Annotated in this window: 26 protein-coding genes, 1 tRNA gene and 1 pseudogene; 14 read left to right on the forward strand and 14 right to left on the reverse strand. The window is 56.9% G+C overall.

Features of this window, described 5'->3' with window-relative positions; genetic code table 11:
• Positions 1-78 precede the first annotated feature (78 nt).
• The 3 genes from pepN (at position 79) to ACWICV_RS03720 (ending at position 3,723) form a co-directional block, all read left to right on the forward strand.
• Positions 79-2,634: an aminopeptidase N gene (gene pepN / locus ACWICV_RS03710; RefSeq protein ID WP_454090723.1), complete on the forward strand. Its 2,556-nt coding sequence runs from the start codon at positions 79-81 to the stop codon at positions 2,632-2,634.
• Between the two features lie 81 nt (positions 2,635-2,715).
• Positions 2,716-3,192, forward strand: coding sequence for an OsmC family protein (locus ACWICV_RS03715; protein WP_454090722.1), 477 nt, complete (start codon positions 2,716-2,718; stop codon positions 3,190-3,192).
• A 12-nt stretch (positions 3,193-3,204) separates the two neighbouring features.
• Positions 3,205-3,723: a globin gene (locus ACWICV_RS03720; protein WP_105659199.1), complete on the forward strand. Its 519-nt coding sequence runs from the start codon at positions 3,205-3,207 to the stop codon at positions 3,721-3,723.
• Between the two features lie 56 nt (positions 3,724-3,779).
• Here ACWICV_RS03720 and ACWICV_RS03725 read toward each other — a convergent pair whose 3' ends face one another.
• Complete coding sequence (locus tag ACWICV_RS03725; RefSeq protein WP_454090721.1) at positions 3,780-4,439, reverse strand: hypothetical protein; 660 nt, start codon at positions 4,437-4,439, stop codon at positions 3,780-3,782.
• Positions 4,440-4,612: 173 nt separating this feature from the next.
• On the opposite strand from ACWICV_RS03725, the gene ACWICV_RS03730 reads away from it, so the two are divergent.
• Positions 4,613-5,512, forward strand: a complete 900-nt coding sequence (locus ACWICV_RS03730; protein WP_454090720.1) for an acyl-CoA thioesterase — start codon at positions 4,613-4,615, stop codon at positions 5,510-5,512.
• Between the two features lie 25 nt (positions 5,513-5,537).
• Here the strand turns inward: ACWICV_RS03730 and ACWICV_RS03735 are convergent, their stop codons facing one another.
• Entirely contained in the window at positions 5,538-7,274 is a 1,737-nt protein-coding gene (locus ACWICV_RS03735; protein WP_454090719.1) for an MOSC domain-containing protein, read from the reverse strand.
• Positions 7,275-7,383: 109 nt separating this feature from the next.
• Positions 7,384-7,890, reverse strand: coding sequence for a redox-sensitive transcriptional activator SoxR (gene soxR, locus ACWICV_RS03740; protein ID WP_454090970.1), 507 nt, complete (start codon positions 7,888-7,890; stop codon positions 7,384-7,386).
• A 132-nt stretch (positions 7,891-8,022) separates the two neighbouring features.
• Here soxR and ACWICV_RS03745 point away from each other — a divergent pair, with 132 nt between their 5' ends.
• Positions 8,023-8,529, forward strand: coding sequence for a flavin reductase (locus ACWICV_RS03745; protein WP_434690756.1), 507 nt, complete (start codon positions 8,023-8,025; stop codon positions 8,527-8,529).
• A gap of 68 nt (positions 8,530-8,597) precedes the next feature.
• On the opposite strand, the gene ettA is transcribed toward ACWICV_RS03745, so the two are convergent.
• The 3 genes from ettA to ACWICV_RS03760 form a co-directional block, all read right to left on the reverse strand.
• Positions 8,598-10,280, reverse strand: coding sequence for an energy-dependent translational throttle protein EttA (gene ettA, locus ACWICV_RS03750; RefSeq protein WP_105661447.1), 1,683 nt, complete (start codon positions 10,278-10,280; stop codon positions 8,598-8,600).
• Between the two features lie 113 nt (positions 10,281-10,393).
• Positions 10,394-10,843 carry a single-stranded DNA-binding protein gene (locus ACWICV_RS03755; RefSeq protein ID WP_454090718.1) on the reverse strand — a complete coding sequence of 150 codons (450 nt, stop codon included), beginning with the start codon at positions 10,841-10,843 and terminating at the stop codon, positions 10,394-10,396.
• Between the two features lie 91 nt (positions 10,844-10,934).
• Positions 10,935-11,699 carry a CPBP family intramembrane glutamic endopeptidase gene (locus tag ACWICV_RS03760; RefSeq protein ID WP_454090717.1) on the reverse strand — a complete coding sequence of 255 codons (765 nt, stop codon included), beginning with the start codon at positions 11,697-11,699 and terminating at the stop codon, positions 10,935-10,937.
• Here ACWICV_RS03760 and ACWICV_RS03765 point away from each other — a divergent pair.
• A complete protein-coding gene (locus ACWICV_RS03765) occupies positions 11,698-11,916 on the forward strand; it encodes a hypothetical protein (protein ID WP_332486824.1) in 219 nt (72 codons plus the stop codon). The genes ACWICV_RS03760 and ACWICV_RS03765 overlap by 2 nt on opposite strands.
• A gap of 20 nt (positions 11,917-11,936) precedes the next feature.
• Positions 11,937-12,010: transfer RNA gene (locus ACWICV_RS03770), tRNA-Arg, on the forward strand.
• An 80-nt stretch (positions 12,011-12,090) separates the two neighbouring features.
• On the opposite strand, the pseudogene ACWICV_RS03775 reads toward ACWICV_RS03770, so the two are convergent.
• Positions 12,091-13,850, reverse strand: a pseudogene (locus ACWICV_RS03775) (FAD-binding dehydrogenase).
• 248 nt (positions 13,851-14,098) lie between these two features.
• Here ACWICV_RS03775 and ACWICV_RS03780 point away from each other — a divergent pair.
• Positions 14,099-15,316: an MFS transporter gene (locus ACWICV_RS03780; RefSeq protein WP_400288074.1), complete on the forward strand. Its 1,218-nt coding sequence runs from the start codon at positions 14,099-14,101 to the stop codon at positions 15,314-15,316.
• On the opposite strand, the gene ACWICV_RS03785 is transcribed toward ACWICV_RS03780, so the two are convergent.
• A complete protein-coding gene (locus ACWICV_RS03785) occupies positions 15,313-15,759 on the reverse strand; it encodes an Lrp/AsnC family transcriptional regulator (protein ID WP_400288076.1) in 447 nt (148 codons plus the stop codon). The genes ACWICV_RS03780 and ACWICV_RS03785 overlap by 4 nt on opposite strands.
• A 155-nt stretch (positions 15,760-15,914) precedes the next feature.
• Here ACWICV_RS03785 and ACWICV_RS03790 point away from each other — a divergent pair, with 155 nt between their 5' ends.
• The 6 genes from ACWICV_RS03790 to ACWICV_RS03815 all read left to right on the forward strand — a co-directional run bounded on the left by ACWICV_RS03790 (position 15,915) and on the right by ACWICV_RS03815 (position 21,302).
• A complete protein-coding gene (locus tag ACWICV_RS03790; protein WP_400288077.1) occupies positions 15,915-16,631 on the forward strand; it encodes a LysE family translocator in 717 nt (238 codons plus the stop codon).
• Positions 16,632-16,779: 148 nt separating this feature from the next.
• A complete protein-coding gene (locus ACWICV_RS03795; RefSeq protein ID WP_454090716.1) occupies positions 16,780-17,469 on the forward strand; it encodes an energy-coupling factor ABC transporter ATP-binding protein in 690 nt (229 codons plus the stop codon).
• Positions 17,466-18,071 (forward strand): energy-coupling factor transporter transmembrane component T family protein, encoded by a 606-nt coding sequence (locus tag ACWICV_RS03800; protein WP_400288079.1) that lies wholly within the window; start codon positions 17,466-17,468, stop codon positions 18,069-18,071. Before ACWICV_RS03795 ends, ACWICV_RS03800 begins: the two co-directional genes overlap by 4 nt.
• 45 nt (positions 18,072-18,116) lie before the next feature.
• Complete coding sequence (locus ACWICV_RS03805) at positions 18,117-18,698, forward strand: biotin transporter BioY (protein ID WP_400288081.1); 582 nt, start codon at positions 18,117-18,119, stop codon at positions 18,696-18,698.
• 4 nt (positions 18,699-18,702) lie between these two features.
• A complete protein-coding gene (locus tag ACWICV_RS03810) occupies positions 18,703-20,142 on the forward strand; it encodes a class I adenylate-forming enzyme family protein (protein WP_454090715.1) in 1,440 nt (479 codons plus the stop codon).
• A complete protein-coding gene (locus tag ACWICV_RS03815) occupies positions 20,139-21,302 on the forward strand; it encodes a thiolase family protein (RefSeq protein WP_400288084.1) in 1,164 nt (387 codons plus the stop codon). Before ACWICV_RS03810 ends, ACWICV_RS03815 begins: the two co-directional genes overlap by 4 nt.
• Before the next feature lie 17 nt (positions 21,303-21,319).
• On the opposite strand, the gene ACWICV_RS03820 is transcribed toward ACWICV_RS03815, so the two are convergent.
• The 6 genes from ACWICV_RS03820 to ACWICV_RS03845 form a co-directional block, all read right to left on the reverse strand.
• The gene (locus tag ACWICV_RS03820; protein ID WP_105656642.1) at positions 21,320-21,604 is read right to left on the reverse strand and encodes a metal-sulfur cluster assembly factor; all 285 of its coding nucleotides are present in this window, start codon (positions 21,602-21,604) and stop codon (positions 21,320-21,322) included.
• Positions 21,605-21,751: 147 nt separating this feature from the next.
• The gene (locus ACWICV_RS03825; RefSeq protein ID WP_454090714.1) at positions 21,752-22,096 is read right to left on the reverse strand and encodes a metal-sulfur cluster assembly factor; all 345 of its coding nucleotides are present in this window, start codon (positions 22,094-22,096) and stop codon (positions 21,752-21,754) included.
• A gap of 10 nt (positions 22,097-22,106) precedes the next feature.
• Positions 22,107-22,865, reverse strand: coding sequence for a Fe-S cluster assembly ATPase SufC (sufC, locus tag ACWICV_RS03830; protein ID WP_105656644.1), 759 nt, complete (start codon positions 22,863-22,865; stop codon positions 22,107-22,109).
• Positions 22,866-22,926: 61 nt separating this feature from the next.
• Positions 22,927-24,207 (reverse strand): Fe-S cluster assembly protein SufD, encoded by a 1,281-nt coding sequence (sufD, locus tag ACWICV_RS03835; protein ID WP_454090713.1) that lies wholly within the window; start codon positions 24,205-24,207, stop codon positions 22,927-22,929.
• A 2-nt stretch (positions 24,208-24,209) separates the two neighbouring features.
• Positions 24,210-25,670 carry a Fe-S cluster assembly protein SufB gene (gene sufB / locus ACWICV_RS03840; RefSeq protein ID WP_133834195.1) on the reverse strand — a complete coding sequence of 487 codons (1,461 nt, stop codon included), beginning with the start codon at positions 25,668-25,670 and terminating at the stop codon, positions 24,210-24,212.
• A complete protein-coding gene (locus ACWICV_RS03845) occupies positions 25,667-26,452 on the reverse strand; it encodes a helix-turn-helix transcriptional regulator (protein WP_105656647.1) in 786 nt (261 codons plus the stop codon). The genes sufB and ACWICV_RS03845 overlap by 4 nt, the downstream gene beginning before the upstream one ends.
• Positions 26,453-26,541: the final 89 nt, after the last annotated feature.

The following is a 26,541-nucleotide window of genomic DNA, read 5'->3' on the forward strand; positions in this document are numbered from 1 at the left end:
TGACACAATAGACAGATATTCAATATTCATTTCACAACTTCCACCGGTGGATAGCCATCACCAAGAATTGGAGAACCCATGCCAGGAATGAACCTCACTCGCGCCGAGGCCAGCGAACGCGCAAATCTGCTCAACGTTGACAGCTATGAGGTAAGCCTGGATCTTACTCGCGGTGCGCGCGTCTTCACTTCCAAGACTACGGTGCGGTTCTCCGCCATCGCCGGCGCTTCGACATTCATTGATGCAGTCACCGACTCGGTACGCTCCATCAATCTCAATGGCGTCGAGCTGGACCCAGCGCAGCATTCAGATGGCATCCGTATCCAGTTGCCGAACCTCGCCGCAGAAAACCTACTCGTGATCGACGCGGACGCGCTGTACATGAACACCGGCGAAGGCCTGCATCGATTCGTGGACCCAGTGGACCAGGAAGTCTACTTGTACACCCAGTTCGAGGTCGCGGACTGCCGGCGCATGTTCGCCGTCTTCGAGCAGCCTGATTTGAAGGCCACCTTCCAGTTCTCGGTCACCGCGCCAAAATACTGGAACGTTGTTTCCAACGCCCCGACTCCTGCGCCAGAGGAAAACGGCGATTCAGCAACTTGGGCCTTTGCCCCAACCCAGCGCATCTCGTGCTACATCACTGCCCTGATCGCAGGCCCCTACCAGGTCGCCCGCGATTCGCTGGTTTCCTCCAGCGGCCGCACCATCGAGCTGGGTGTCTTCGCCCGCGCATCCATGATGCAGTACCTGGACGTCGAGAACATCGTCACCGTGACCCGTCAGGGTTTCGAATTCTACGAGAAGAACTTCGGCACCCCATACCCATTCGAGAAGTACGATCAGTTGTTCGTTCCCGAATTCAACGCAGGCGCCATGGAAAACGCTGGAGCGGTGACCTTCCTCGAGGAATACATCTTCCGTTCCCGTCCAACCGGTGCCATGATTGAGCGCCGCGCGATCACCATCCTGCATGAGCTGGCACACATGTGGTTCGGTGACCTGGTCACCATGAAGTGGTGGAACGATCTGTGGCTCAATGAGTCCTTCGCAGAATTCATGTCCACTCTGGCGGCCGCGCAGAACACCGAGTTCACCAGCGCTTGGACCACCTTCAATACGTTGGAGAAGAACTGGGCCTACCGCCAGGACCAGTTGCCTTCCACCCACCCCATTGTCGCGGAGATCAATGACCTTGAAGACGTAGAGGTCAACTTCGATGGAATCACCTATGCCAAGGGGGCCAGCGTTCTGCGCCAGCTGGTAGCTTTCGTAGGCCAGGAAGAATTCATGGCTGGCGTACGCGAGTACTTCGCCAAGCATGCCTGGAAGAACACCGAGCTGCCAGACCTGCTCAAGGAACTGGAAGCCGCCAGCGGCCGCGATCTCAGCGGCTGGGGCGCATCCTGGCTGGAAACCGCTGGTGTGAACACCCTCAAGGCCGAAATTGAAACCGGCAATGACGGCGCTATTACGTCCTTTGCCATTCGCCAGTCCGCCGTTGCTCAGTTCCCGACTTTGCGCCAGCACCGACTTGCTGTTGGCTTCTACTCGCTCGATGAGGCCGGAGCGCTGCAGCGCGTGCACCGCGAAGAACTTGATATCGATGGCGAGCTCACCTTCGTTCCCGCGCTGGCCGGCATGAAGCGCCCGGATTTGGTTCTGCTCAATGACGATGACCTGACCTACGCGAAGATCCGCCTGGATGAAGTTTCCTTGGCGACTGCCACCGAGCATCTGAAGGACTTCCAGGAGTCGCTGCCGCGCACTCTTGTTTGGTCAGCCGCGTGGGACTCTGTACGTGATGCCGAAGCCCCTGCAAGCACCTACGTCCAGTTGCTGCTGAACAATATTGGCCACGAGGTGGATTCCACGGTGATCATGGTGCTGTTGCGCCAGCTGAACACGTCGCTGGATCTTTATGTTGCTGCAGAACGCAGCGAAGAACTTTCGGTGCAGGCTGCCGACCAGCTGTGGCAGCTGGCTTCCAATGCTGAAGCAGGCTCCGACGCGCAGCTGCAGTTCGTCAAGGCCTTCGCGCACCGCTCGCGCGCCGCCGCCCAGTTGGATCGCGTCAGGAACTTGTTCGACGGCTCGGCAAGCTTGCCAGGCCTGGCCGTTGACACCGATTTGCGCTGGTCCTTCGCAATTGCGCTGAGTGCCGGCGGCTACCTGAGCGATGCTGATCTCGACGCAGTTCTGGCCAGCGACGACACGGCCAAGGGCAAGGCCTCGTGGTACACCGCGCGAGCTTCCCGCCCAACTGCAGAAGCCAAGGCAGAGGCATTCGGGGCGGCAACCGCTGCTACCTTGTCCAACGATCAGCAAAGCGCGGTCATTTCCGGTTTCAACAACGTGCATCAGAACGCGTTGATCTCCGGATACGCCGAGGACTACTTCGGGCTGCTGGTCAACGCGTGGGAATCCTACTCGCATGAGATGGCCAAGCAGATTGTGATCGGCTTCTACCCCAGCTCCAACGTCTCGCAGGAAACTTTGGACCAGACGGATGCATTCCTGGAATCCCTGGGATCCAAGCACGCGGCGATGCGCCGTCTGCTGGTGGAATCGCGTGCCGACGTGGTCCGGGCTCTCGCTGCGCGTCGGGCGGACGCCGAGGCACTAGAAATCTAGGGTCGCTCGTATGGTGGCGGCGGCTTCTGCTCAATGCGGAAGCCGCCGCCACCTTTCGGTTAAAAGTGGGAGAATAGACCTATGGACCTCTCGCAACATGAATATCGGGTAGGGCTCGAATGGACAGGCAATCGTGGAACCGGAACGGAAAGCTACCGCAGCTACGGCCGGGACCATGTATTGCGCGCATCGGGCTTGCCAGATTTGCCGGGCACCGCGGATCCAACATTCCATGGGGATCGCGATCGCTGGAATCCAGAACAACTCCTGCTTGCTGCCCTGAGCCAATGCCACATGCTCTCGTATCTGCATGTAGCGGTTACCCACGGCGTGAATATCACTGGCTATACGGACGATGCTTCTGGAACACTGCGTCTCAATCGGGATAACAGCGGTGAATTCACCCAAGCCATCTTGCGGCCCGTCGTTTACCTTGCCGATGAATCCCAACGAGAACTTGCCGATTCGCTCCACTCCCAAGCGAACAAGGTTTGCTTCATCGCCCGGTCCGTCAACTTCCCGGTTCTCCACGAGCCGGTATTCCCTAGCTCCTCCTGAGGATTTTTACGAATGACTGAAAACCTGCCACTTGCACATGACCCGAAAAAAGATCCCTTCAGCAATCCCCTGGTTCTAGGCCGATCCAGCCAAGAATTCTTGGATGCCGCCGAAACGCCGATCGACGTTGCCAACTATCCCGGTACCTTCTACGCAGAGGTTGGCGGTCGCGAAATCTTCGCGCAGCTGACCAAGAATTTCTACAGTTCCGTTGCCGAAGACGAGGATTTCCGACGGATGTACCCAGAGAAGGAGCTTCGGGCTGCCCAAGTTCGCCTCCAGCTGTTCCTGGAACAATACTGGGGTGGTCCGACAACGTTCTCCGAGCATCGTGGCCACCCTCGGCTCCGCATGCGTCATGCAAATTACCCGGTGAACGGCCACTACCGTGATGTCTGGCTGGGCCATATGAACAAGGCTATAGACCAGCTAGAGCTGCCAATGCTGCAGGCCGAAACCCTTCGGGACTACTTTGAGCGTGCAGCCCACTCGCTGCTGAACACTCCGGATGAACACCGGAATCTGCTCTAAGAATTTATGGACTAGAACCGCCACGGGCGCGTTCTAGTCCATATCCTTATTACTGCTTAGCCGAGCAAAGAGGCTTTGCGGACAAGGACATGCCCTCGCTCGTTGCTCAGTCGAGTCCAACTGCCATTGCGGAATACTCGGCTTTGCCCGCCAGGCGCCAGGAAACCCAAGGCATGCATGGCAAATGCGGAGCCCATAGGAATCTTCAAATCTTCTCCTGGCACATCCGCAGCCCAAATTCGCTGCCGTATCTGCACAAGCACAGGCAATCCCGGGTTTTCCGGCAATGCTTGGGCGACGGCGTCGATGCCGTTTTGAGCTGAGGAAGATAGCATGTCGTTCGCTACGGCTCCTGCATCTTCCCAGCCTGAGACCGGCACGGAGATCCCAGCCCATTTAGGGTTCTCTTCAACCGGTGGGAGCGCGAAGTCGACGGTTGACTCCCCCATGCGAGCAAGGCGATCCTGGATCGATGCCAAGGAATAGCTGGCCTTGAGATCTGCAGGCTGCGCCAAGCGATGAACTCGCATTCCGAGGATGGTATAGCCGCCTTGACCGAGGTCGGAAGGGACCAAAACAGGTACATAGACAGCCAAGGCCGTATTTCGAGCGACGAATTGGGCCGCATCATCTTCAATTGTTTTCGCCCGGCTAATAAAGTTCGCTAAGTCGCTTACTGAATTACTGTCGTCGAAAATCACCGCATCACTAGCCATATATTTATCGTCTCACGGAGCGGCAACTACGCGTGGCGACTTTGCTCATGGCGTGATGCTGCTCCGTGAAACGTATAGTTTTCCTATGAGCCCGAATCTCAACTGAAAATATTACTTTCGAGTAGCATTAAATTTGGTTTTGTTCCGCTATCGCATTCCAAGGAGCCCGCACAGTGACCGAAGACCTAGGCACCACCCAGATCCTGCTGGATCTGTTGAATCTGGATGGAGAAGACCAGGCGCGCACGGATGAGGATATCTTCATCGGCCATACCCCTGGGCAGACTCGACCTCGCGTCTTTGGCGGGCAGGTTCTGGCCCAATCGATCATGGCCGCCACGCGTACAGTTGAAGCGACCCGTGCGATCCATTCCCTGCACGGTTACTTCCTGCGTCCGGGAGATCCGAACCAGAACATCACTTTCGGCGTACAGCGCCTGCGCGATGGCCGCTCATTTTCCGCACGTCGAGTGCACGCCTACCAAAATGGCGAACCGATCCTGTCAATGATCACCTCATTCCAGGAACCGGCAAACGGCCTCGAACACCATGATCCAATGCCTGCCGGAATCCCGGATCCCGAGTCGCTTCCGACTACCGCAGATCTCGTGGGGCACCTGGACCATCCAGTGGCAAAGGAATGGGCTTTCGAACGGCCTTTCGACGTCCGGCATGTTTCGGAACCGATCTACCTTCCAGGAAATTCGGCCAAGCTTGCCGATAGTGCGGTTTGGCTGCGCACCACCTCGGCAATGCCCAATGAGCCCGCCCTGCACCGAGCTGCCTTGGCTTACGCGAGCGACTACATGCTACTTGAGCCTGCCCTGCGAGCCCATGGAGTGCCATGGGTACATCGCGGCTTGAGCATCGCCAGCCTCGATCACGCAATGTGGTGGCACCGGGATTTCCGAGTCGATGAATGGCTGCTCTACGTACTTCATTCGCCATCGGCCTCGTCGGCCCGCGGACTTGGTGCGGGAAAGTTCTACAACAAGGCAGGCGAGCTCGTCGCGACCGTCGCCCAGGAAGGCATGATCCGCCTGCCTGAGTTCGCAGAGGGGCACTCGTCCTGAATCGATAGCGCACCGCCCGCGTGGTTCATGCGTCCAGTTCAATATCGCCTGCTGGTACGGCCATACAGGCGAGGATCTGGCCCGGTGCTACGCGGGCGCTCGGCTCCAACGGGTAGGAAATCCTGCCCCTGAGCAGGCTAACGGCGCATTCGCCGCAAGAACCCGAGCGGCAAAGACTAGCCGGTTCAAGCCCTTGCTCTTCCAGCGCATCAAGCAGCACTCCATTCTCCGCACTCCAGGTGAAATTCTTTTCGCTCCTGCGACAAGAGACTTCTGCGGGCGGATAGTTCTCAAAAAGGCGTTCCAGATCGGTCGCCGGTGATGCGAAGGTTTCGCTGTAAATCTGCGAAGCAGAAATTCCCGCTTGCTCGCACGCCTCGAATACCATCTTGGTGAACTCTTCAGGCCCGCACACCACCACCCTGCTGCAACCGCGTAGTCGTGCTGCGATCGCAGCAGCCGCTGGCCGCCCCTCGGAGGTGTCGATGCGATCCAAGCTGATTGGCGCCTTCAGCCCGGCAGCCATCTGTTCCAGCCGGCAGTACAAGGCACTGGCTCCGCCACGTTCGACATGGATGAACCTCAGATCTTGGCTGCCAGTCACCGCTGCAGCATCCCCGAGCAGCCCCAAAGCAGGAGTGATGCCAATTCCAGCGCTGACGATGGCAGTGCTGGAGCCTAGTACATTAGCCGAGGTCAGCACACCGTACGGCCCTGAGACAAGAAGTTGCTCGTCCTCCTGCAGCTGTGCTATTTTCGCTGAAGCTTCACCTTGGATGCGAACGGCGATACTAATGCCCCGGTCGCTCACCGAGGTGATGGTGTAATTTCTCCACAGCGGATCTGGCAAGTGAACCCTTAGATGCATGCCCGGTTCATACTCAGACTTAATCCATCCGTAAGGATCGTGAAGCAGCAGTTCGACTACTCCTGAGCCCAAGTCCTCGTTTCGAAGTATGGTCATGAACCGTGGAGAGATCTTCACTGGAACCAGTTCTTCGGCCTCTGTTGCTTCGTTTTCTATTTCAATTGAGGCGCCAGTCTCCAAGACCCCGGATTCCAGAACGGTTCCATAAATGCCACAGTGAACGTGGCCAAAGTGCGTTGCCAGCAAACGGGGTCCGTTGGTATCGACTTCGGTAGTATCCGGATTTACCGAGGTTGCTGAGCAACGGGCGATTGATTTGGTAATGGCAATACGGGTTTCGCCTATGCGCAGCACTTTGCCAATAAGCCCATATTCCGAGTATGCGGGCAGGCCTTCCACCACAAGGTTGCCTCGATACCGCCGGGGATCCAAGTGCACCCCGGATACTCGCGACAGCTCCGCAACCGTATTGGGGTTAATAATCGAAATGCCCGACAGTCGCGAATCGAACATTCCGTGCGGTGCAGACACCAATCTTCGCGGTTTTGGCCCCTGCGCCGGCAAGTGATTCGACAGATAGGCGCTGGCGGCATCCCTGCCATGCTGGCTACTGGGATCAAAGGTCAATGGTGCCGCACCTGTAGATGCTGGCGCGGTCATGGTGATAAGTGGAAAACTGGATTCAACTTGCCACTTTTGCAGGCTCTTGTTGTTCTTGAGAATAGTGAAGCTTAGGCAGCTCTGCCACTGCCCGTCCTGGTGCTCAATTGTGCCGTTTCCGAAGGCGACACAGCGATCGCCTTCTAGCCCGCTTCCCATTTTGGCTGCGACCGAACTGACTGCTTCGCCTGGTAGCCCTTTAACAGGAAAGCGATATATTTGAGCAATTTTCATGATTACATTCTAGTAAGTGCCGAGTTCAGTACGGGAGTTCGAGGCGGCGCCAACCGAAGGCGCCAGAGGATATCGGAATTTCAAAACAGGTAATGTTCTGCCCCTCCGGCTACATGGACTGCTCCCCGGCATCTGCGGGTGCTTCCAATCGCCGCGCGCCCACACCTTCACGCGCCAATTGGTCTTCCGGATTCAGGAGGCTGCAGGCCTGCATCGACAGGCAGCCGCATCCAATGCATCCCATAAGCCGATCTTCTAATTCCTCGATGGCACGCCGCCTCGCTTCGAGTACTTTCTTCCATTCCTCTGTCGCGCGAAGCCAGTCTCTTTCCTCGGGGATTTTTCCCATCGGCACTGGTGCCAAAGCACGCTTGATGTCGCTGAGTGGGATGCCCAACTTACTGCCGACACTGATCAACGAGATACGACGCAGCAAGTGGCGAGGATAGCGTCGCTGATTCCCCGCTGTCCGCGTGGAAGCGATCAGCCCAATATCTTCGTAATAATGCAGTGCGGATCTGGCCACACCAGTGCGTTCGCTAACCTGCCCGATGCTTAGAAGTTCACGCCCGGGAAAATCTTTTTCGCAATCCCCAGATTCCGTTGTGTGAAGCATCACCACCCCTTTCCTTGACCTCAAGTTTACTTGAGGTCTTAGGGTGGAAGTATTCAAAGTTGTTGGCAAAAGCTCGGGCTTTTGCATCAGTTACTGGAGTTTCATTCCAACTCCAGGCAAAGGAGCGGCTCAGTGAGCGAATTATCAGATGGATTCCGTGCAGCCTTCCGTCACCATCCTGCTGGAGTAGCAGTGATTACTGCAGCGGTCGACGGGGCATTCTACGGTTTAACTATCTCTTCCCTCGCTTCGCTTTCCATTGATCCCGTTGCCGTTTCGTTCTCGCTGGCCAAAGAATCCGGCGCTGCCGGCGCTGTGCTAGCAGCACCGAGTTTCGTGATCCATATGCTCGGCGAAGACCAGCACGAGCTGGCAAATAATTTCGCGCGCCCGGGTGCCCCACGATTTACCAGCGATCAACATTTCCGGGTCTTGCCCACCGGCGAGCCACACTTCATCGAGGCTCCCGTTGCTTTCCGCGCCAGTATCCACTCCTCCATCAGCGTTGGAGGCTCCCGCCTGATTGCTGCTGAAGTCCATGAGGTACTCTTCGGGCATGCGCAACAGCAACACCTGCTTTACCAGGATCGCGAGTACCTGAAATTGTCCGGATTGCGTGCCGATTCGACAACGAGCTAACTGAACGATGCCTCCTGCGGCATAAAAATAGCCGCCACAAATGTGGCGGCTATTTTCATGCCCGTGGATTAGTCGCGGGTCAGGCGACGGTGGGTAACACGGTGCGGCTTAGCCGCGTCGGCACCCAATCGTTCAACCTTGTTGCTCTCGTAAGAGTCGAAGTTGCCTTCGAACCAGTACCAGTTCGATGGGTTCTCCTCAGTGCCCTCGTACGACAAGATGTGGGTCGCGACTCGGTCCAGGAACCAACGGTCGTGGGAGACCACTACAGCGCAACCCGGGAACTCAAGCAGCGCGTTTTCCAACGACGACAGGGTTTCAACGTCCAAGTCGTTAGTAGGCTCATCGAGCAGCAACAGGTTGCCACCCTGCTTGAGGGTCAGTGCCAGGTTCAGACGGTTGCGCTCACCACCGGAGAGAACACCTGCCTTCTTCTGCTGGTCTGGGCCCTTGAACCCGAACGCCGAAACGTAGGCACGAGATGGCATCTCAACTTGACCGACGTTGATGTAATCGAGGCCGTCAGAAACGACCTCCCACAACGACTTCTCTGGGTCGATATTCTCGCGATTCTGGTCGACATAGGAAATCTTGACCGTGTCGCCGACCTTCAGTGTGCCGCCGTCAAGCTCTTCCATGCCAACGATGGTCTTGAACAGGGTCGACTTGCCGACGCCGTTGGGACCAATGACACCCACGATGCCGTTGCGTGGTAGCGAGAAGGACAGACCATCGATCAATACACGATCGCCGAATCCCTTCTTCAAGTTTTCGGCTTCGATTACCAGCTGGCCCAGGCGCGGGCCTGGCGGAATCTGGATTTCTTCGAAGTCCAGCTTGCGGGTGCGCTCGGCTTCCGCAGCCATTTCCTCGTAGCGCGCCAGACGAGCCTTCGACTTAGTCTGACGGCCCTTGGCGTTCGAACGAACCCACTCGAGTTCTTCTGCCAGACGCTTAGCAAGCTTCTGGTCTTTCTTGCCCTGAACTTCCATGCGCTCGCGCTTCTTCTCCAGGTAAGTGGAGTAGTTGCCCTCGTATGGGTGCAGGCGACCGCGGTCAACTTCACAGATCCATTCGGCGACATGGTCCAGGAAGTAGCGGTCGTGGGTTACGGCCAGCACAGCGCCCGGGTAAGATGCCAGGTGCTGTTCCAGCCACAGTACGGACTCAGCGTCCAAGTGGTTAGTAGGCTCATCGAGCAGCAGCAAGTCCGGCTTCTGCAGGAGAAGCTTGCACAGTGCTACACGTCGACGTTCACCACCGGAGAGGTGGGTAACTTTCTCGTCGCCTGGTGGGCAGCGCAGCGCGTCCATTGCCTGTTCGAGCTGATTGTCGATGTCCCAAGCGTCGGCAGCGTCAATCGCTTCCTGCAGCTTGCCCATTTCTTCCAGGAGCGTGTCGAAGTCGGCACCGTCCTGTGCCATCTCTTCCGAGATTTCGTTGAAGCGAGTGATCTTTTCATAGATCTCGCCAACACCTTCCTGGACGTTGCCCAGGACGGTCTTTTCTTCATTCAGTGGGGGTTCCTGCAGCAGGATGCCTACCGAGTAGCCCGGTGAAAGACGCGCTTCACCGTTGGAGGGAGTATCGATCCCCGCCATGATCTTTAGGATCGTTGACTTACCAGCACCGTTGGGTCCCACGACGCCAATTTTGGCACCGGGGAAGAACGACATGCTGACATTGTCAAGGATGACTTTGTCGCCAACGGCCTTGCGAGCCTTGGTCATCGTGTAAATGAATTCCGCCATGTCCTTAAGGCTAGTCTGTTGCGGGGGTCATTTCCGAATCCACACACCACTATTTTGGGTTGGTGGTGCCCGGATTCACACGAAACCCTCAAACACCACCAGAACACGCGTCTTCAGGCCGCTTCGCCATCCTCGCTTTGCCAGCTCGCTTCAGTGTCGGACGAACGTGACGGGTGCTGCACACGCTCCATTTCGCCGGTATCTGTCCGTACACGGTTGAAGGAACTCGTTCCAAAACGCAGATCGTGACCAATTGAATAAGCCTCGATATCTGCGCTATTCCCTCGCGAGCCATCTGCTCGTTCGAATTCTCGGATCTGCAACTTTCCGAAAATCATTACATGGTCGCCTGGCCCCAGGGATTCCATGGAATTCTCTCCCAGGGCACGGAACGCCGAGACCGCATACCAATTGGTCGGCCCGTCGACCCACTGCCCTGTTTCAAGATCGCGTTTTCGCTCATGCGTCGCTACTCGGAATTTCAAGATGGAAACGCCCTTGGGCGTAATGCTGAGTTGAGGTTCCGTTCCGACAATTCCGCGGATTGTCACAAGATCGCTCATTGGACTGCCTCCTATTGGATACAAATGGCAGAAGCCTTTTCTGCCATTGAATCCGATGATGGCGCACCGCAAGATCCGGTCGGACGCAATGTCAACGGCCTGTGGATAAACCTTTAGCCCGTTGAGGTTTGAATGCGCCTTTCAATAGCATGGCGGCTATGACGATTCCTGGCAAGATCCACCCGGACCAACCCATGATTGATGCTTTTGTTGCGTCCAAAGGAACTCCCATCACCATAAACAGTGAAACCAATCCGACGCTGGCGTTGAAGGCTCCATGCGCCAAAGCCGCTGGCCATACGGAATCACTGTAGGTACGCAACCAGCCAAGGAAGGCGCCAAATACGGTACACATGCCGCACATAGCCATGACTCCCCACACGCCCGCAGCCATCGGATAGTTGTAGCCCAGAAGCACCAATGGTGCATGCCAGATCCCCCAGACGACGCCGGATACAAGAATTGATACAAGCTGCCCATAAGGCTGCAGGCGAATCCAAAGCCATCCCCGCCAACCAATCTCCTCTCCTAAAGCAAACAAGGAATTCATGAGGCCAGCGACAACTATCAACCCCGCCTGTCCGAGAAGATAGATTGTCGGGCCTTCCTGGCCGGAGACAACGCGCAGTACGGTGAAATTCTGCAGATCACCAGGGAAGACCCCTAGCCATGTTCCGATGAAGGGCGCTTGAAGTATGAGCCCGAGCGGAATCACATAGGACAGCACCAGTGCGATGGCAAACTTCCCCGGACGCTTGATTGGCCAGAGCCCAACCTCGGAGGTGAAGCTCGTTAGCCGGCGTTCGACAATGGCAATCACTAGAGCAGCGATGGTCGGGGTAAACATCATTGCCATGGCGATTCCTGGAAGCTTGGCATCATTTATGCCTTCTCCCATCCAAAGCGGCAACGCTACGGCCCAAGCTAAAACCACGCTTAGCACACAGAAGCACACGATGCTCAACACGCTACCGATTCTCAATTTCGGCAACTTAACTACTCCTAATCAGATGATGATCTACATTCGCTTCTCCAGCCTATCGGCCTCAAGTCGTATTTTTGGTGATCAATGAGCTAAACTATTTTCGGTTATGCCTCCGTAGCTCAGCTGGATAGAGCAAGAGCCTTCTAATCTCTAGGTCGCCGGTTCGAATCCGGCCGGGGGTACGAAATAAACCGCCGTTCACTTGGTAATACAAGTGAACGGCGGTTTTCGCATCTATCCAGATCTAGGAATTTGACCAGTGTTAGGCCTCTTTTCTAGCTTGAGGCCCTTTCCGGCCGAGCCTGTCAGCCAGCCCTCGTCCTATTTGCCGGCCACTAAATAAGCACCCGCCCAAGAAAGTTCCTTCCAGCGCGTTGTACCCATGCATCCCGCCGCCCCCGAATCCAGATGCTTCACCGGCCGCATAAAGCCCGTCAAGAACTGTTCCGTCGTATTTGAGGACTCGCCCAGATAGGTCTGTCTGCAGTCCACCTAATGACTTTCGCGTCAGAATGTGCAGCTTCACAGCTATCAATGGCCCCGCCGCAGGATCGAGTATCCTGTGCGGAGCAACTGCTCGGGTCAATCGGTCTCCGATGTACTTTCGGGCATTGCGGATAGATTGAATTTGGCGATCTTTGCTAAATGGATTTTCAGTTTGCGAATCACGAACCATTAATTGCTGGTGAAGCCGCATCGCATCAATATGTGCTTCCGGCGCGATTGCATTCATCTTCGTCACGAGCTCCTCGACGGTAGTCGCTGAAACGAAATCCGCACCTTTGTTCAAGAAATCCGTGACCGGCCCCGGAGCACCCTTGCCAAAGATCCGGTCCTTGATAACTCCGGCTTTATCCCGATTAGTCAGATCTGGATCTTGCTCCGACCCTGACAGCGCAAACTCCTTCTCGATAATTCGCTGATTCAGCACGAACCATGAATAGTCGTCCTTTCGCGCAGTGGGATCCCTGCGCAGGTATTTCAAGGTGCCCAAAGTGTCGTGACCGGGAAGGCAAGGAGGAAGAAGGCGGTTCCCTTCGGCATCGAACCACATCGGGCTTGGACCGGGCAAAATTCTAATTCCATGAGCGGGCCAAATTGGGTTCCAATTCTGGATTCCTTCTGTGTAATGCCACATTCGATCGCGGTTAACAAGACGCGCCCCCACCTCCTGCGATAGTTCAATGCCGCTGCCGTCAACATAATTCGGAACGGCGGTAATCATGCGCCCCGGCGCGATGCCGAGCCTGTCGGGCCAGAATTTCCGAACCAGGTCCTGATTTCCGCCTAGTCCCCCGGTTGCAATCACCACTGCTTCAGCCGAAAACTCGAACTCCGAAACCACGTTTCTTGACGACTGTTGCCCGCGTGGAGCGTCATCAGGCGACAAGACCTCACCGCGAACGCCGGTAACTGAACCGTCAGTGGTCACCAATCCAGTAACCCTGTGGCGGTTGAGCAACTCGGCATGTCCCGTTTGCAGTCCGTCGAGCACCCTATTCACAAATGGCATCGATACCCCGGTGCCAGTTCCCCAGGCGATGTGAAATCTGGGTACAGAATTCCCATGCCCTTCGGCGCGACCATCGCCGCGCTCTGCCCAGCCCACAACTGGAGTCAGATCTATGCCTTTTTGCTTGATCCAGGACCGTTTTTCAGTATCTGCGAACTCCACGTAGGCTTTGGCCCAACGTTGCGCCCACAGGTCCTCATCGTCCAACCGGTCAAATTGTGCACTATGCTGCCAATCCGACCAGGCAAGGTCAAAAGAATCACGAACTCCCAAGCGGCGCTGTTCAGGAGTATCAACGAGAAACAGTCCCCCCAAAAAGACCAGTAAGCCTGGCCGCCGAGATTACCCCTGTTTTCCTGATCCAGGATTCGGACTCTCAGTCCTGCATCAAGTGCCTCGGACGCTGCAACCAACCCGGCCAATCCAGCACTCACGATGATCACTCCGCATTGTTCGGAACTCAACTTCACGATCCCACCTCTGCACGCAAGAAATTTACGAGTTTTCATCTCGAGCGTACTTCCCGGTGGGCAATGCCACCATACCCGTATTTTCCGCAAAGAAATCTGCTGACGAGCGAGAACTTTCGTTCTTCACCACCGTTTCTTTTCCTGGTCCGGCCGTCGAATCTGTGAATGTCATGATCGTGAGCCGTGCAGCGGCGCATAATCACTCAGAATCCCGACTGAACAGTAACTTATCCCCCTAATTTGAGATAAACTCTAGGAATTGTAGAAATCGAAAGGGACAGTGCCCGATGACCCAACTGGTCGCCCACCTCGCGCGACAGAGAATCACGGAACGCACCAGCATCAATCTAATATTCCTTCTTGCAGGATTATCTTTTGCGACTTGGGCAGGCCGCCTCTCCATTATCGACGCTGTTTTCGATTTCTCTGGCTTGAACCTCGGATCGTTCTTGATTTGCAGTACCATCGGAACTTTGCTCGGAATCTCCCTTATTCCGTCGGTGAGCAAATTCGTTCCAACACGCCGCCTGTTGTGCTGTTTGCCCATCGGATTAGCAGCATGCTTGGTCGTACTGGGCATAGCTATTTCGATAACCGAGGAAGCCACTCTTGCCTACGTAGCCCTGTTCTTTTACGGGCTTACTTTTGGCTGTTTGGACATCATGATGAACGTCAGCGGCGCACAGGTTGAACGTCGTGTCGGCCGCAGCATCATGCCTTCCCTTCATGGGTTCTTCAGCCTGGGAACCCTAATTGGCGCCGGGGTGGCAACAGCAACCATTTCCTTGAATATCTCGAGCCTTTGGCACTTCTCGTTTGTCGCGGTCATCATTCTTCTTCTCGCTTACGTTGCCCATCGAGGTATTACCTGCTGGGAAAACGAAAATTTGGTTCCAATCAACAAGGATGTCCCCCAGAACCGAACTCAATCAACGCACAAAATGGGACTCTTGCTGCTGCTTGGCATAATGGTCGCCGGTTTAAGTTTCAGCGAGGGTGCGGCCAATGATTGGATTGCCGTTACTTCGGTTGACGGGCACGGTTTCAAGCATCAAATTGGCGCGCTCATGTTCACCTTGTTCGTCGCAGCAATGACGCTGGGACGCTTTGTCGGTGGTCGCCTTGTGGACCGCTTCGGCACGAAAAATACACTCCTGATCATGGGAATTATCGGCCTTCTCGGCGTCGGCTTGTTCATCACCGGCACAAGCCCCTCCCTAGTAGGCCTCGGTGCAGCATTGTGGGGCCTCGGTAGCTCGCTCGGCTTCCCCTTGGGCATGAGCATCGCGGCTTCCCGCGGAGAACGCCTGGGTCCAAAAGCGGTGAGCATCGTCAGTGCGTTTGGATATGGAGCAATGCTTGGCGGTCCGCCATTTATTGGTTTCGTCGTCGATACCTTGAAGTTGCCTCAGGCCTTATGGATTTGCGCGGTAGTTCTGATTATTTCGTTGTCCTTGACGCCGGCGGTAACCCGCAACTGGAAGCCGTCCAACAAGACGTCCTAGACGGGCAGAACCGCCCGCTCCTTGATGTTTCGCATGACTATGGTGCTCGTCAATTTTTCCACGCCCGGTAGGTCAACTAGGACCTCGTCGTATACACGCTGGTAATGCGGCAGATCCTTGGCAAAGACTCGCAATAGGAAGTCTGGCTCGCCGAAAAGGCGCTGCGCATCAACTATTAGCTCTTCGCTCTCTACCGCTAATTCAAAATGCTTAAGCTGCGCTCTGTCTTTCAACGTGACGAAAACCAGGGCCTCGAATCCCAGTCCAACCTTCTCCGGGTCAATCACCGCTTGGTAGCCGCTGATGACTCCCCTGCGCTCAAGATCTTTGATCCGGCGATGGCAGGGAGCCACCGATAGCCCAACTTTTGCAGCTACCGCGGTAGCGCTCATCCGTCCGTCATTCTGCAACTCGGCCAAGATCGCACGGTCTAGTTCATCCATGAAATTAGACTACAGCACAAATAATTTGCGCCATTTAACGCCAGAGCAATTTTTTCTTGCCGTAGGGACGGATATCCCCAAAGAATCGGCAAGCACATTTCACGATTTTTTCCTTACTGTTATCAGAGCACAGGTTTCTAGATTTTGGAGAAGCAATGGATCTCTCGCAGTTCACCGGATTCCTCTTGGTATCGGTGACGTTGGCGTGCACGCCCGGCGCCGACTGGGCGTACATCATTTCCTCTGCACTGGGCAAAACCAGCTATCGCCCAGCCGTATGGGGATTGCTCTCGGGATACCTGGTTCATACTGCATTGCTGGTGTGCGGAATTGCGGCCCTGGTCGCGAGTTCCCCGTCACTTCTCCTCTGGCTCACGGCAGCCGGATCGGTCTATCTGCTGTGGCTAGGCATCGCGACCCTGCGTTCTTGCAGGAACGCCAGGTTCTTTGATGCCGATGCTCCATCTACCTCGGAGATTGAAGCACTCGATGGCGATTACACTCGGAGCAAACCCGAACCTACCGATAGCACCGTCGCGCTATTGGACAAGGTCCGGCATCGATCGCGACGCGGCCAATTCCTCAAGGGCCTGCTCACCAGCGGCACTAACCCCAAGGCACTACTGCTGTATGTGGCCCTCATCCCGCAGTACCTGGATTCGTCCCTGGATCTTCCGCTCTCCCTGCAAACCGGCGCTCTTGGGCTTACTCATTTCGCGGTATCGATCCTCGTGTACTTCTCCGTTGCATTGGCTGCCAGGGTGCTGCTTCGTTCCCGGCCCATGGCGGCACGCATCGTAACCATGTGCTCCGGAACCATAATGATCCTCTTGGCCCTGGGCTTGGTCTACGAACAATTCTTCGTCGCATAAGAATTTATTGAACACTGATCAAGACAATTGAACGGTGATCAAGTATGCTCTTAATCGATGGCTCTTCGGTCATCTGTAACGCAAGCATGAATGGCTGTCCGATCATGGAGCCCGCCGTTCAAGCTACGAACCTTGCGCTGGAGCACTCGTGGAACTACCCCCAATTCGATTTGAGAATGTCACTGTCCGCTTTGAAGAGCGCGATGTCCTCAAAGATGCGCGCTTGACTCTCAACGAACAGCGCATCGGCATTATCGGGGCAAACGGTGCTGGGAAGAGTACGCTCTCCCGGCTCATCAATGGCCTCGTTTTGCCTACTGAAGGATCCGTGCACGTTGGCGACCTGAACACTCGGAATCATGCAAAGCAGATCCGCCGCGATGTGGGTTTTGTCTTCCAGAATCCAGCAAATCAAATCATCATGCCGCTGGTCTATGAAGACATTGCGTTCGGACTGAAGAATTTGCAAATTCCCAAAGCAGAGCGCCAATTGCGCGTGCATGAGACACTGGCAGAGCTCAACATCTCGCATCTGGCAGATCGCGAAAGCCACACTCTTTCCGGCGGCGAGCAGCAAATGGTCGCACTCGCTTCCGTCCTTGCCATGCGGCCACGAACGATTGTGTTCGATGAACCCACTACGATGCTGGATCTGCGCAATCGACTCGCGTTCCAACGCGAAATTGCCAAGCTGGCGCAACGTGCAATTGTGGTGACGCACGATTTGGAAATACTTGAAGATTTCGACCGCGTTCTCGTGGTCACCGACGGAGCTATCGCATTCGATGGCCGACCGGAAGAAGCAATCGCCCATTACCGCCAATGGAGCCACGCATGATCGCGGCCAAGAATACTTCGTATCTAGCGCGTGTTAAGCCGGGATGGAAATTCGGAACATTGCTGGTTCTGAGCATCGGGCTTTACTTGATTAGCTCGTGGCAGGTCTTGCTGCCCCTGTTCATTCTCAGTGCGATACTGCTGCTTTCGGCTAGGGTCGACCTCAAGCAACTGCGCATGCCACTGTTCTCATTGGCCATGATTCTCGGCATCGTCTTCATTCTTCTCGGCCTGCAAACCGATTGGGCCAACGCCGTGGTCTCGGTCCTGCGGCTGCTGACCATGTGCCTGATGGCCTACGCCGTCAGCCTCACCACAAGCTTTGACGCGATGCTCGAGCTCTTCCAACAGGTTGCCTCTCCATTACGATTCCTTGGAGCTAATCCAGCGCAAATCGCATTGGGATTGTCCATGACAATACGGTTCATTCCGGAATTGAAAAAGGTATACCTCGAAGTCCGCGAAGCCCAGCATGCTCGGGGTCTGGGCAACAATCCGTTGGCCGTGAGTGTCCCATTAGTTATCAGATCACTAAAAATCGCTGACGAGACAGCCGAAGCGTTAGACGCCCGCGGCTACGATTCAGCACCTTACCGACGCTAAGCGCGTCATCTACTTCCATCTCGCTCGCACTTCCAAGGAAACACAATGCCAACTCGCACCGACTCAACTTCGCAAACTCGCAATACGGTATACGTCGCAGTCTTTGCCGCCATGATCGCGGCCATGGGGCTCCTTCCCCCTATTACATTGGGGATCATCCCGGTACCCATTACCCTGCAAACCCTGGGTGTCATGCTGGCCGGCGCCTTATTGGGACCTTGGCGAGGTTCATTGGCCTCACTGGTTGTCGTAGTCCTGTCTTTGGCAGGGCTGCCCTTGTTGGCTGGTGGGCGTGGTGGGCTTGGAGTCCTGTTCGGGCCGACCGGCGGATATCTCATTGGATGGATTTTCGGCTCACTCGTCATTGGAGCCCTCTTCAAATACTGGGTTCTGCGCAACGAAAACAAGGTCGCCCGATTCATGTCCGGACTGGCCTCGGCTCTCCTTGGCGGAATCGTCGTCATCTATCTGTTTGGCGTTCCGTGGACCGCTGCTGTTACCGGGCTTGATCTGGGCACATCCTTGCTGGGGTCTCTCGGATTCCTGCCCGGGGACGTCCTCAAAGCCGTAGTCGCCACCCTGGTGGCCCTGACTGTGCACCGTAGCTACCGCGGGTTGATGAAGTAGCTCGATGGAACTGTGGCAGGCACTGGCAAGGTGGGCCAATCAACGACCGGATCATCTTGCCCTGCTCACGGTTGAAAGCCGGCTGACTTATGCGCAGTTGGCCAGCAGAAGCGGTGCTCTGGCCAAGCGGCTAGAATCCGTTCCAGGCAATCGGATCGCCGTGCACACCAGCGATCCGATTGAGATGGCCATCGCTTTTTATGCGATCGCGCGCAGTGGCAAGACATTGGTGGTGATTGACCCTGCTTGGCCCGGAAAACTGGCCACTTCCATGGCAACCGCTCTTCAATGCGATTTCGTGCTTGAATCGACGGTTCCGCGGCCTTTGCCCGGCGTCCCAAGATTCGCCTTGCCGCCCGAGCCGCCCGAGCCCGGTGAATACGTTGCGCCCGCGACCAAGACTCATTGCGCTGAAGACCTGCTGATCATTTGTACTTCTGGAAGCTCATCGCGTCCCAAGGCTGTGCTCCGGAGTGCTGCATCGTGGGAAGCGTCCCTGAGTGCCGGCGCCACGATCTTGGGCGCTTCGCCAGATGATTCCACTCTTTGCCCGAGTCCCATTTCCCACGGTCTGGGCCTCTACGCGATGGTCGAGTCCCTGCATGCTGGCGGCACCTTCCTGGCTTCCGGAAAATGGGATCAAAAGGGCGTTGCATCATTGCTGGCGCGCGTCAGCTGCACCCGTATCGTCAGCGTACCGACAATTCTAGGCAAGGTGCTGGCCCTGGATGACCCGGCACGGTTCTCCAGCCTGCGATTGGTCATCAGCGGAGGGGAATTCCTGGACCAGGAGACCATGCAAACTCTTCACCAGATGGCTCCCTCGGCGCGCTGCGTTGAATATTTCGGGAGCAGCGAGCACAGCCTCATCGCGTATCGCGAGCGGCTGGCCAACCAGCCGCGAACTCCGTACTTCGACGGCCAGCTGTTTCCCGGGGTGCAGGCTCACACCCATGAGGCAACGCCGGGTTCAGGCTTTGGCTCGCTCTATATCGATAGCCCGTTCAACGCCAAAGGGTACGACCTTAGCTCGGACTCTGTCATCTCTCGGTGCGGCACAGCAATCGGCATTGGTGATCAGGCGAAGCTCCTGGGTTCAAATCGCATCGTCCTGTCCCGTCGCAACGACGGGATGATGAATCTCAACGGAAACAATATCCACCCGGGCGAAGTGGGCGCAGCGCTTAATGCCGAGGGGCTGGCCAATGCCGTAGTGCGGATCGATGCATCGAGCGCACCAGCCAAGTTGCTGGCCTACACGGTTTCGCCACCCCGCAATCCGTCCGCGCTTCTCACCGGCCTGCAGAAGCATTTGCCCCAGTACAAGATCCCGCACCAAATCATCTACTTGCGATCGTGGCCCGAGACCTTCAGCGGAAAATTGAATGCCTCGGCTTTGGACTTCCAGGATCTGGACATTGAACGGAGCGACTGGCTCAGATGAATGACGCCTTCATTATCAATGCAGCACGCACGCCCATCGTCAGAGCAGGCAAGGAGTATTCCCGCATTACCGCAGACCAACTGCTGGCTCAGGTGATCAACGCGCTAATAGATCGAAGCGGCATCTCCCCTGCGGATGTAGACCACGTATTTGCCGGCAATGCGGCGGGACCGGGCGGAAATATAGCGCGAGTGTCTGCTTTGGCGTCGGTGCTGCCCAATACCGTCAGCGCGACCAGCATCGATGCCCAATGCGCCAGTGGACTGGACGCAATTGCCGCCGCTGCGCGGATGATACGTTGCGGTGAAGCGCATGTCGTGGTGGCCGGTGGCGTGGAGTCGGTGAGTACCGCGCCATGGCGGGTTGAAAAGCAAACCTCCGTAATCCAGCCTCCGCGCCTCTACTCGCGTGCCCGATTCACTCCAGTACGAGACCCGGACCCCGAAATGGGCGAAGCTGCGGAGAATATTGCCCAGTCCTACGGCATCGCACAAGAGCGGCAAGATTCTTTCGCTTTGCAGAGCCACCAGCGTGCGCTGCGCGCTCAAGCGGCTGGGCTCTTTGATCGCGAGCTTGTCACCGTGGATACAAGCAACGGGCAAGTAGCGGCCGACACCTGCCCCAGGCCCGGACTGACACTTCGCAAGCTCGCCGCGCTCAAGCAGGCATTCGTACCCGGTGGCACCGTGACTGCGGGAAACTCCTGCCCGATTAACGATGGTGCAGCCGCGGTGATCTTGGTGAGCGAACAAATGCGCCAGAGACTGAACCCAACCTTCGCAATGCGCTACCTTGCTTCTGCTTCAGGTGCTTGCGATCCCGGCATTCTCGGCATGGCGGCGGTACCGGCGTACCGCAAGCTCATCGGCCTGCTGCCATCCGCTGCTGCTTCCAGCACTCCACTGATCGAGTTCAACGAAGCCTTTGCCGTCCAGGCCCTGGCATGCCTCGATGAGCTAGGGATCACCGAGGTGACGGTGAACCAGGGTGGCGGGGCCTTGGCGTTGGGACACCCCTACGGTGCTAGCGGCGCGATTCTTGCGACTCGGCTGTTCTGGCAGGCCAACCAGGCCCGGATACCTGGGCAAAGGGCGATCGCGCTCATGGCCGCCGCGGGTGGCACCGGAAGCGCGGTTGCTTTCGAGTCAGTACCGCATTGAGCCCTTGGGGCATTGGCCTAGATGTTGAACCCCAAGGCCTGCATCTGATTCCGGCCGTCGACAAGGTTCTTCAGCACTTCATCAATCTGCGCTTCGAGTAGATCGGTCAGCGGGCAGGCAGGCGTCGTCAACGTCAGGTCGATTTCCAGGACTGAATCGCCGTCGAAACACCGTCCGTAAAGCAGGCCCAGGCCAACAATGTTGACTCCCAGCTCGAGGTCATTCACGTCCTTGGGTGCTTCGTCGATTTCTGCGATCGGCCACGTTGCGCTCTCATGTGCACCGTTTGCAGCTTCGGACATGCGCTGCTCCCCGATTCTGCCCCGGGTACCCCTTTCGCTTTCGGCTCTTCCACGAGATACCAGAAGGAATGCAGGCCCCTCGGGCGTTAACGAACAGAACCGCTCACCCCCGTAGGGAGCAAGCGGTTCTGCTTGAAACAGTCTAAATTAGATGTTGAAGCCCAGGGCTCGCATCTGATCGCGACCGTCATCGGTGATTCGTTCTGGACCCCAAGGCGGCATCCAGACCCAGTTCAAACGGTGGTCGTCCACAACGCTCTCCAGCGCCTGGCCGACCTGCTCTTCGATAATATCGGTGAGCGGGCAAGCGGCGGTTGTCAGCGTGAGGTCCAGCAAAAGTACGCCGTCATCCGCGTACTTCAGGCCGTACAGCAAACCCAGGTCGACAATATTGACACCCAGTTCAGGGTCAATGACGTCCTTGAGCGCTTCCTCAACGTCTTCCAGAGGAGTCGTAGCGGCTCCCGTGCCCTGTTCGGTCGATTCGCTCATGACTGTAACCTTAGGCCTTGACGTTCAGGTAACGGTCGTAGCCTTCTTCTTCCAGACGGTCAGCCAGTTCCGGGCCGCCCTGTTCTGCAACTCGGCCATCCACGAACACGTGCACGAATTCTGGCTTGATGTAGCGCAGGATGCGGGTGTAGTGGGTGATGAGCAGGGTGCCCATTTCGTTCTCGTCCTGTGCGCGGTTAACGCCCTCGGAGACAACCTTCAGAGCGTCGACGTCCAGGCCGGAGTCGGTCTCGTCCAGTACTGCGAACTTGGGCTTGAACAGTTCCAGCTGCAGGATCTCGACGCGCTTCTTCTCGCCGCCGGAGAAGCCTTCGTTGACGTTACGGCCAGCGAAGTCGGCATCGATCTTCAGCTTGCTCATAGCTTCCTTGACGTCTTTGGTCCAAGTACGCAGCTTTGGAGCTTCGCCGTCGATGGCGGTCTTGGCGGTACGCAGGAAGTTGGTCATGGTTACGCCTGGTACCTCTACCGGGTACTGCATAGCCAGGAACAGGCCAGCCTTGGCGCGCTCGTCGACGCTCATCTCCAGGACATCTTCACCATCGAGGGTGATGGAGCCGGAGGTGACGTTGTAGCGCGGGTGGCCAGCGATGGTCGAAGCCAAGGTCGACTTGCCCGAGCCGTTAGGGCCCATGATTGCGTGGGTTTCGCCGGTCTTGATGGTCAGGGTTACACCCTTGAGAATTTCCTTCTCGCCCTGCTCGGTGTCAATCGAGACGTGCAGGTCCTTGATTTCCAGAGTAGACATACGTCGTTCCGTTTCTTTCTAAAAAGCGCTAAGGCTAAAAAGCTGGTGAAGCGAGCACTACCTAGTTCTCGGTAGCAGCCAATTCTTCTTCGATGGTGTCGGTCAGTCGCTCCTGCAGAGCCTCATCGCCGATCTGCTGAACGATTTCGTTCAGGAATCCGCGAACTACCAAGCGGCGTGCGGTCTTTTCATCGATGCCGCGAGCCATCAGGTAGAAGAGGTGCTCATCGTCGAAGCGGCCGGTGGTCGATGCGTGGCCAGCACCATCGATCAGACCGGTTTCGATTTCCAGGTTCGGAACCGAATCAGCGCGGGCGCCATCGGTCAGAACCAGGTTGCGGTTGGCTTCGTAGGAGTCGGTACCCACAGCAGCCTTCTGGATCAGCACATCGCCAACCCACACGGTGTGTGCGTCCTTGCCCTGCAGCGCACCCTTGTACAGCACGTTCGACTTGCAGTTGGCAACAGCGTGGTCAACGAACAAGCGGTGCTCCAGGTGCTGGCCGGCATCTGCGAAGTACAAGCCGTAGAGCTCGATCTCAGCGCGTTCGCCGGTGAAGCGAGCCGATGGGTTCACGCGAACCAAGTCGCCACCGAAGGAAACTACAATGTGCTTGAACGAAGCGCCAGCAGCTACCAGCGCTTGCTGCGAGGAAGCGTGAACGGCGTCATCTTCCCAAGCCTGCAGGGAGATCACGGTCAGGCGGGCGTTGGCCTGGACGTCGAACTCGACGTTCTGTGCCAGCACTGCCGAACCAACGTGGTCCAGCACAACAGTAGCTTCGGAATTTTCCTCGGCAACAACGATGAGGTGCTGAGCCGCCGCTGCCAGCGACTCGCCTGTGATGCGCAGGGTTGCGTTGGCACCTTCGGCGTTCTTCGGGATCGTCACAACGTGGGTCTCGGAAGCGAACTTCCAAGCGTTGGCCGACACGCGGTCATCCGGGGTATGCGCAACACCGTTCAGCGCGTCGCCAACCGGAACAACCGACAGCTTGGCGATTCCGTTGCCGGCGAGCTCTATCTTCGGAGCCGCGCCGGTGAGGTCATCGCTGTGCAGGCCCTTCAGGCGCTTGAGCGGGGTGAAGCGCCAGTCCTCTTCACGACCGGTCAGCTTGGCGAAGTCATCTACGTTGGTGCTGGTCAGTCGACCGGCACGCGATGAATCGGGAACTCCAACTCCGCCGCCGTGGCTGTGCGCCTTGGTGGAGGCACCGGCCAGCGGCGAGCTGTCGTTGTCGTTGATCGGCGAAAGGTCTTCGCCCTCTTCGGTGAAACCAGGAATCGATGGTGCGCCGATGCGCGCCTTCTCTGCTGGGATATGGGTGGTGGTCTCCGACATTCTTAGCCGACCGATCCTTCCATCTGAAGTTCAATAAGGCGGTTCAGTTCCAGCGCGTACTCCATAGGCAGCTCGCGTGCGATTGGCTCAACGAAGCCGCGCACGATCATTGCCATGGCCTCGTCCTCGGCCATGCCGCGGGACATCAGGTAGAACAGCTGCTCTTCGGAAACGCGCGAGACGGTCGCCTCATGGCCCATGGTTACGTCGTCCTCGCGGACGTCGATGTACGGGTAGGTATCCGAACGCGAGATCTGGTCGACCAGCAACGCGTCGCAGACCACCGAGTTCTTGGTGCCCTTGGCGCCTTCCTGGACCTGGACCAGGCCGCGGTAAGCCGAGCGGCCACCGTTACGAGCCACCGACTTGGCCACAATGGCCGAAGAGGTGTTCGGAGCGATGTGGACCATCTTGGATCCGGTGTCCTGGTGCTGGCCCTCGCCGGCGAAGGCGATGGACAGGGTCTCACCCTTGGCGCGTTCGCCAACGAGGTAAACGGCTGGGTACTTCATGGTGACCTTCGAGCCGATGTTGCCATCGACCCATTCCATGGTGGCGCCTTCTTCGCAGACGGCACGCTTGGTCACCAGGTTGTAGACGTTGTTCGACCAGTTCTGGATCGTGGTGTAGCGAACGCGGGCGTCCTTCTTCACGATGATTTCCACAACGGCAGAGTGCAGCGAATCCGACTGGTAGATCGGTGCGGTGCAACCCTCGATGTAGTGAACGTAGGAGCCCTCATCAGCGATGATCAGGGTGCGTTCGAACTGGCCCATGTTTTCCGTGTTGATGCGGAAGTAAGCCTGCAGCGGGATCTCCACGTGGACGCCCTTCGGGACGTACACGAACGAGCCACCGGACCACACGGCAGTGTTCAGCGAAGCGAACTTGTTGTCGCCCGCTGGAATGACCGAGCCGAAGTACTCCTGGAAGATCTCCGGGTGCTCCTTCAGTCCAGTGTCGGTGTCAAGGAAGATGACGCCCTGGGCTTCAAGGTCTTCACGCAGCTGGTGGTAAACAACCTCGGACTCGTACTGGGCGGCAACGCCAGACACCAGACGCTGCTTTTCAGCCTCTGGAATACCCAACTTGTCGTAGGTGTTCTTGATGTCTTCTGGAAGTTCTTCCCAGGAGGTCGCCTGCTTCTCGGTGGAACGCACGAAGTACTTGATGTTGTCGAAATCAATACCCGAGAGGTCTGGACCCCAGGTAGGCATTGGCTTGCGATCGAAGTACTTCAGCGCCTTCTGGCGACGCTCCAGCATCCATTCTGGCTCGGACTTCAGGGCGGAAATATTCGCCACTACGTCCTTGTCGACGCCACGGCGCGCATTTGCACCCGCGTCGTTCTTGTCTGACCAGCCGTATTCGTAATTGCCGATTCCGTGGAGTTCGGGGTTCTTCTCCAGAATTTCGGAAATTACACCCGGGTCGGCAGACTCCTGTGCAATCTGATCCGTCATCGCGGCCTCTCCTGCTTCGTGAACTGAATTCGAGTTCTTTTCTCAGCGCGCATTGGCGCCTTTTCACGCCCCACAGGGATGTGGGTCGTGCACACGTGTCCTCCACCGGCCAAGGTCGACAGTCGTCGGACGTCGACGCCTAGCAAGCGGGCGAACATTTCCGTTTCCATGTCGCAAAACACTGGAAACTCTCGTGCCAAGTCTTGTATCGGGCAGTGTCCCTGGCATAGCTGCACGCTATGCATCAGGGCAGTTGCCACTTTGGTATCCACTTTTCGGGTGTATCCCACGAATCCATCTGCACTGAGCAAATTGCCCAGCACCTCGGCTCGTGCTTCCAGCCCTTCAACGCCGACCAGCGCCTTAGCGTATCGGTCTTCCATTGATGCGAAGCGGTTACGCGCAAACTTGCGAATCGCGTCCTCTCCGGCCGCATCGCCGAGCATCTTCAATGCGTCGGAAGCAATCTCCAGGTAATCGTTGCCCAACTTCGTCTGCCCGCGGTGCGAAAGCACGTAGCGACGCGACGGACGTCCAGCACCGGTCTTCTGGTTGGCTACCAGTTTCACCTCTACGAGTCCCGATTTTGAGAGCGCGTCGAGGTGACGGCGGACCGCAGCAGGCGTGAAGCCCAGCTTGCTTCCAAGCTCGGCAGCACTGACCGGCCCGTCCTCGAGTACTGCGTACAGGACGCGGTCGCGCGTACGCTCCTCGGTATCCCCAACTGCGCCAACTGTCGCGGCAGTGGAGCCACTAGCTGATTCTGAATTTGATGAATACACAACACAATCATGCGTAAATTTTTGCTCTAGGTCTAGTAAGGAAGGACTTACTAAGGACATGCTTGCCCGACTAGTGCGTTACTTGAATC

This window comes from Glutamicibacter sp. NPDC055354 (genome assembly GCF_053644955.1).

Coding starts and splice junctions, on each gene's coding strand:
- ACWICV_RS03820 (WP_105656642.1), bottom strand. CDS start 21,604: ATGTCCGAAGCTGCAAACGGTGCACATGAGAGCGCAACGTGGCCGATC.
- sufC (WP_105656644.1), bottom strand. CDS start 22,865: ATGTCTACTCTGGAAATCAAGGACCTGCACGTCTCGATTGACACCGAG.
- ACWICV_RS03800 (WP_400288079.1), top strand. CDS start 17,466: ATGATCGCGGCCAAGAATACTTCGTATCTAGCGCGTGTTAAGCCGGGA.
- ettA (WP_105661447.1), bottom strand. CDS start 10,280: ATGGCGGAATTCATTTACACGATGACCAAGGCTCGCAAGGCCGTTGGC.
- ACWICV_RS03825 (WP_454090714.1), bottom strand. CDS start 22,096: ATGAGCGAATCGACCGAACAGGGCACGGGAGCCGCTACGACTCCTCTG.
- ACWICV_RS03725 (WP_454090721.1), bottom strand. CDS start 4,439: ATGGCTAGTGATGCGGTGATTTTCGACGACAGTAATTCAGTAAGCGAC.
- ACWICV_RS03765 (WP_332486824.1), top strand. CDS start 11,698: ATGGCGATTCCTGGAAGCTTGGCATCATTTATGCCTTCTCCCATCCAA.
- ACWICV_RS03720 (WP_105659199.1), top strand. CDS start 3,205: ATGACTGAAAACCTGCCACTTGCACATGACCCGAAAAAAGATCCCTTC.
- ACWICV_RS03735 (WP_454090719.1), bottom strand. CDS start 7,274: ATGAAAATTGCTCAAATATATCGCTTTCCTGTTAAAGGGCTACCAGGC.
- ACWICV_RS03755 (WP_454090718.1), bottom strand. CDS start 10,843: ATGAGCGATCTTGTGACAATCCGCGGAATTGTCGGAACGGAACCTCAA.
- ACWICV_RS03715 (WP_454090722.1), top strand. CDS start 2,716: ATGGACCTCTCGCAACATGAATATCGGGTAGGGCTCGAATGGACAGGC.
- ACWICV_RS03805 (WP_400288081.1), top strand. CDS start 18,117: ATGCCAACTCGCACCGACTCAACTTCGCAAACTCGCAATACGGTATAC.
- ACWICV_RS03780 (WP_400288074.1), top strand. CDS start 14,099: ATGACCCAACTGGTCGCCCACCTCGCGCGACAGAGAATCACGGAACGC.
- ACWICV_RS03815 (WP_400288084.1), top strand. CDS start 20,139: ATGAATGACGCCTTCATTATCAATGCAGCACGCACGCCCATCGTCAGA.
- ACWICV_RS03810 (WP_454090715.1), top strand. CDS start 18,703: ATGGAACTGTGGCAGGCACTGGCAAGGTGGGCCAATCAACGACCGGAT.
- ACWICV_RS03760 (WP_454090717.1), bottom strand. CDS start 11,699: ATGGCAATGATGTTTACCCCGACCATCGCTGCTCTAGTGATTGCCATT.
- sufB (WP_133834195.1), bottom strand. CDS start 25,670: ATGACGGATCAGATTGCACAGGAGTCTGCCGACCCGGGTGTAATTTCC.
- soxR (WP_454090970.1), bottom strand. CDS start 7,890: ATGCTTCACACAACGGAATCTGGGGATTGCGAAAAAGATTTTCCCGGG.
- pepN (WP_454090723.1), top strand. CDS start 79: ATGCCAGGAATGAACCTCACTCGCGCCGAGGCCAGCGAACGCGCAAAT.
- ACWICV_RS03785 (WP_400288076.1), bottom strand. CDS start 15,759: ATGGATGAACTAGACCGTGCGATCTTGGCCGAGTTGCAGAATGACGGA.
- sufD (WP_454090713.1), bottom strand. CDS start 24,207: ATGTCGGAGACCACCACCCATATCCCAGCAGAGAAGGCGCGCATCGGC.
- ACWICV_RS03790 (WP_400288077.1), top strand. CDS start 15,915: ATGGATCTCTCGCAGTTCACCGGATTCCTCTTGGTATCGGTGACGTTG.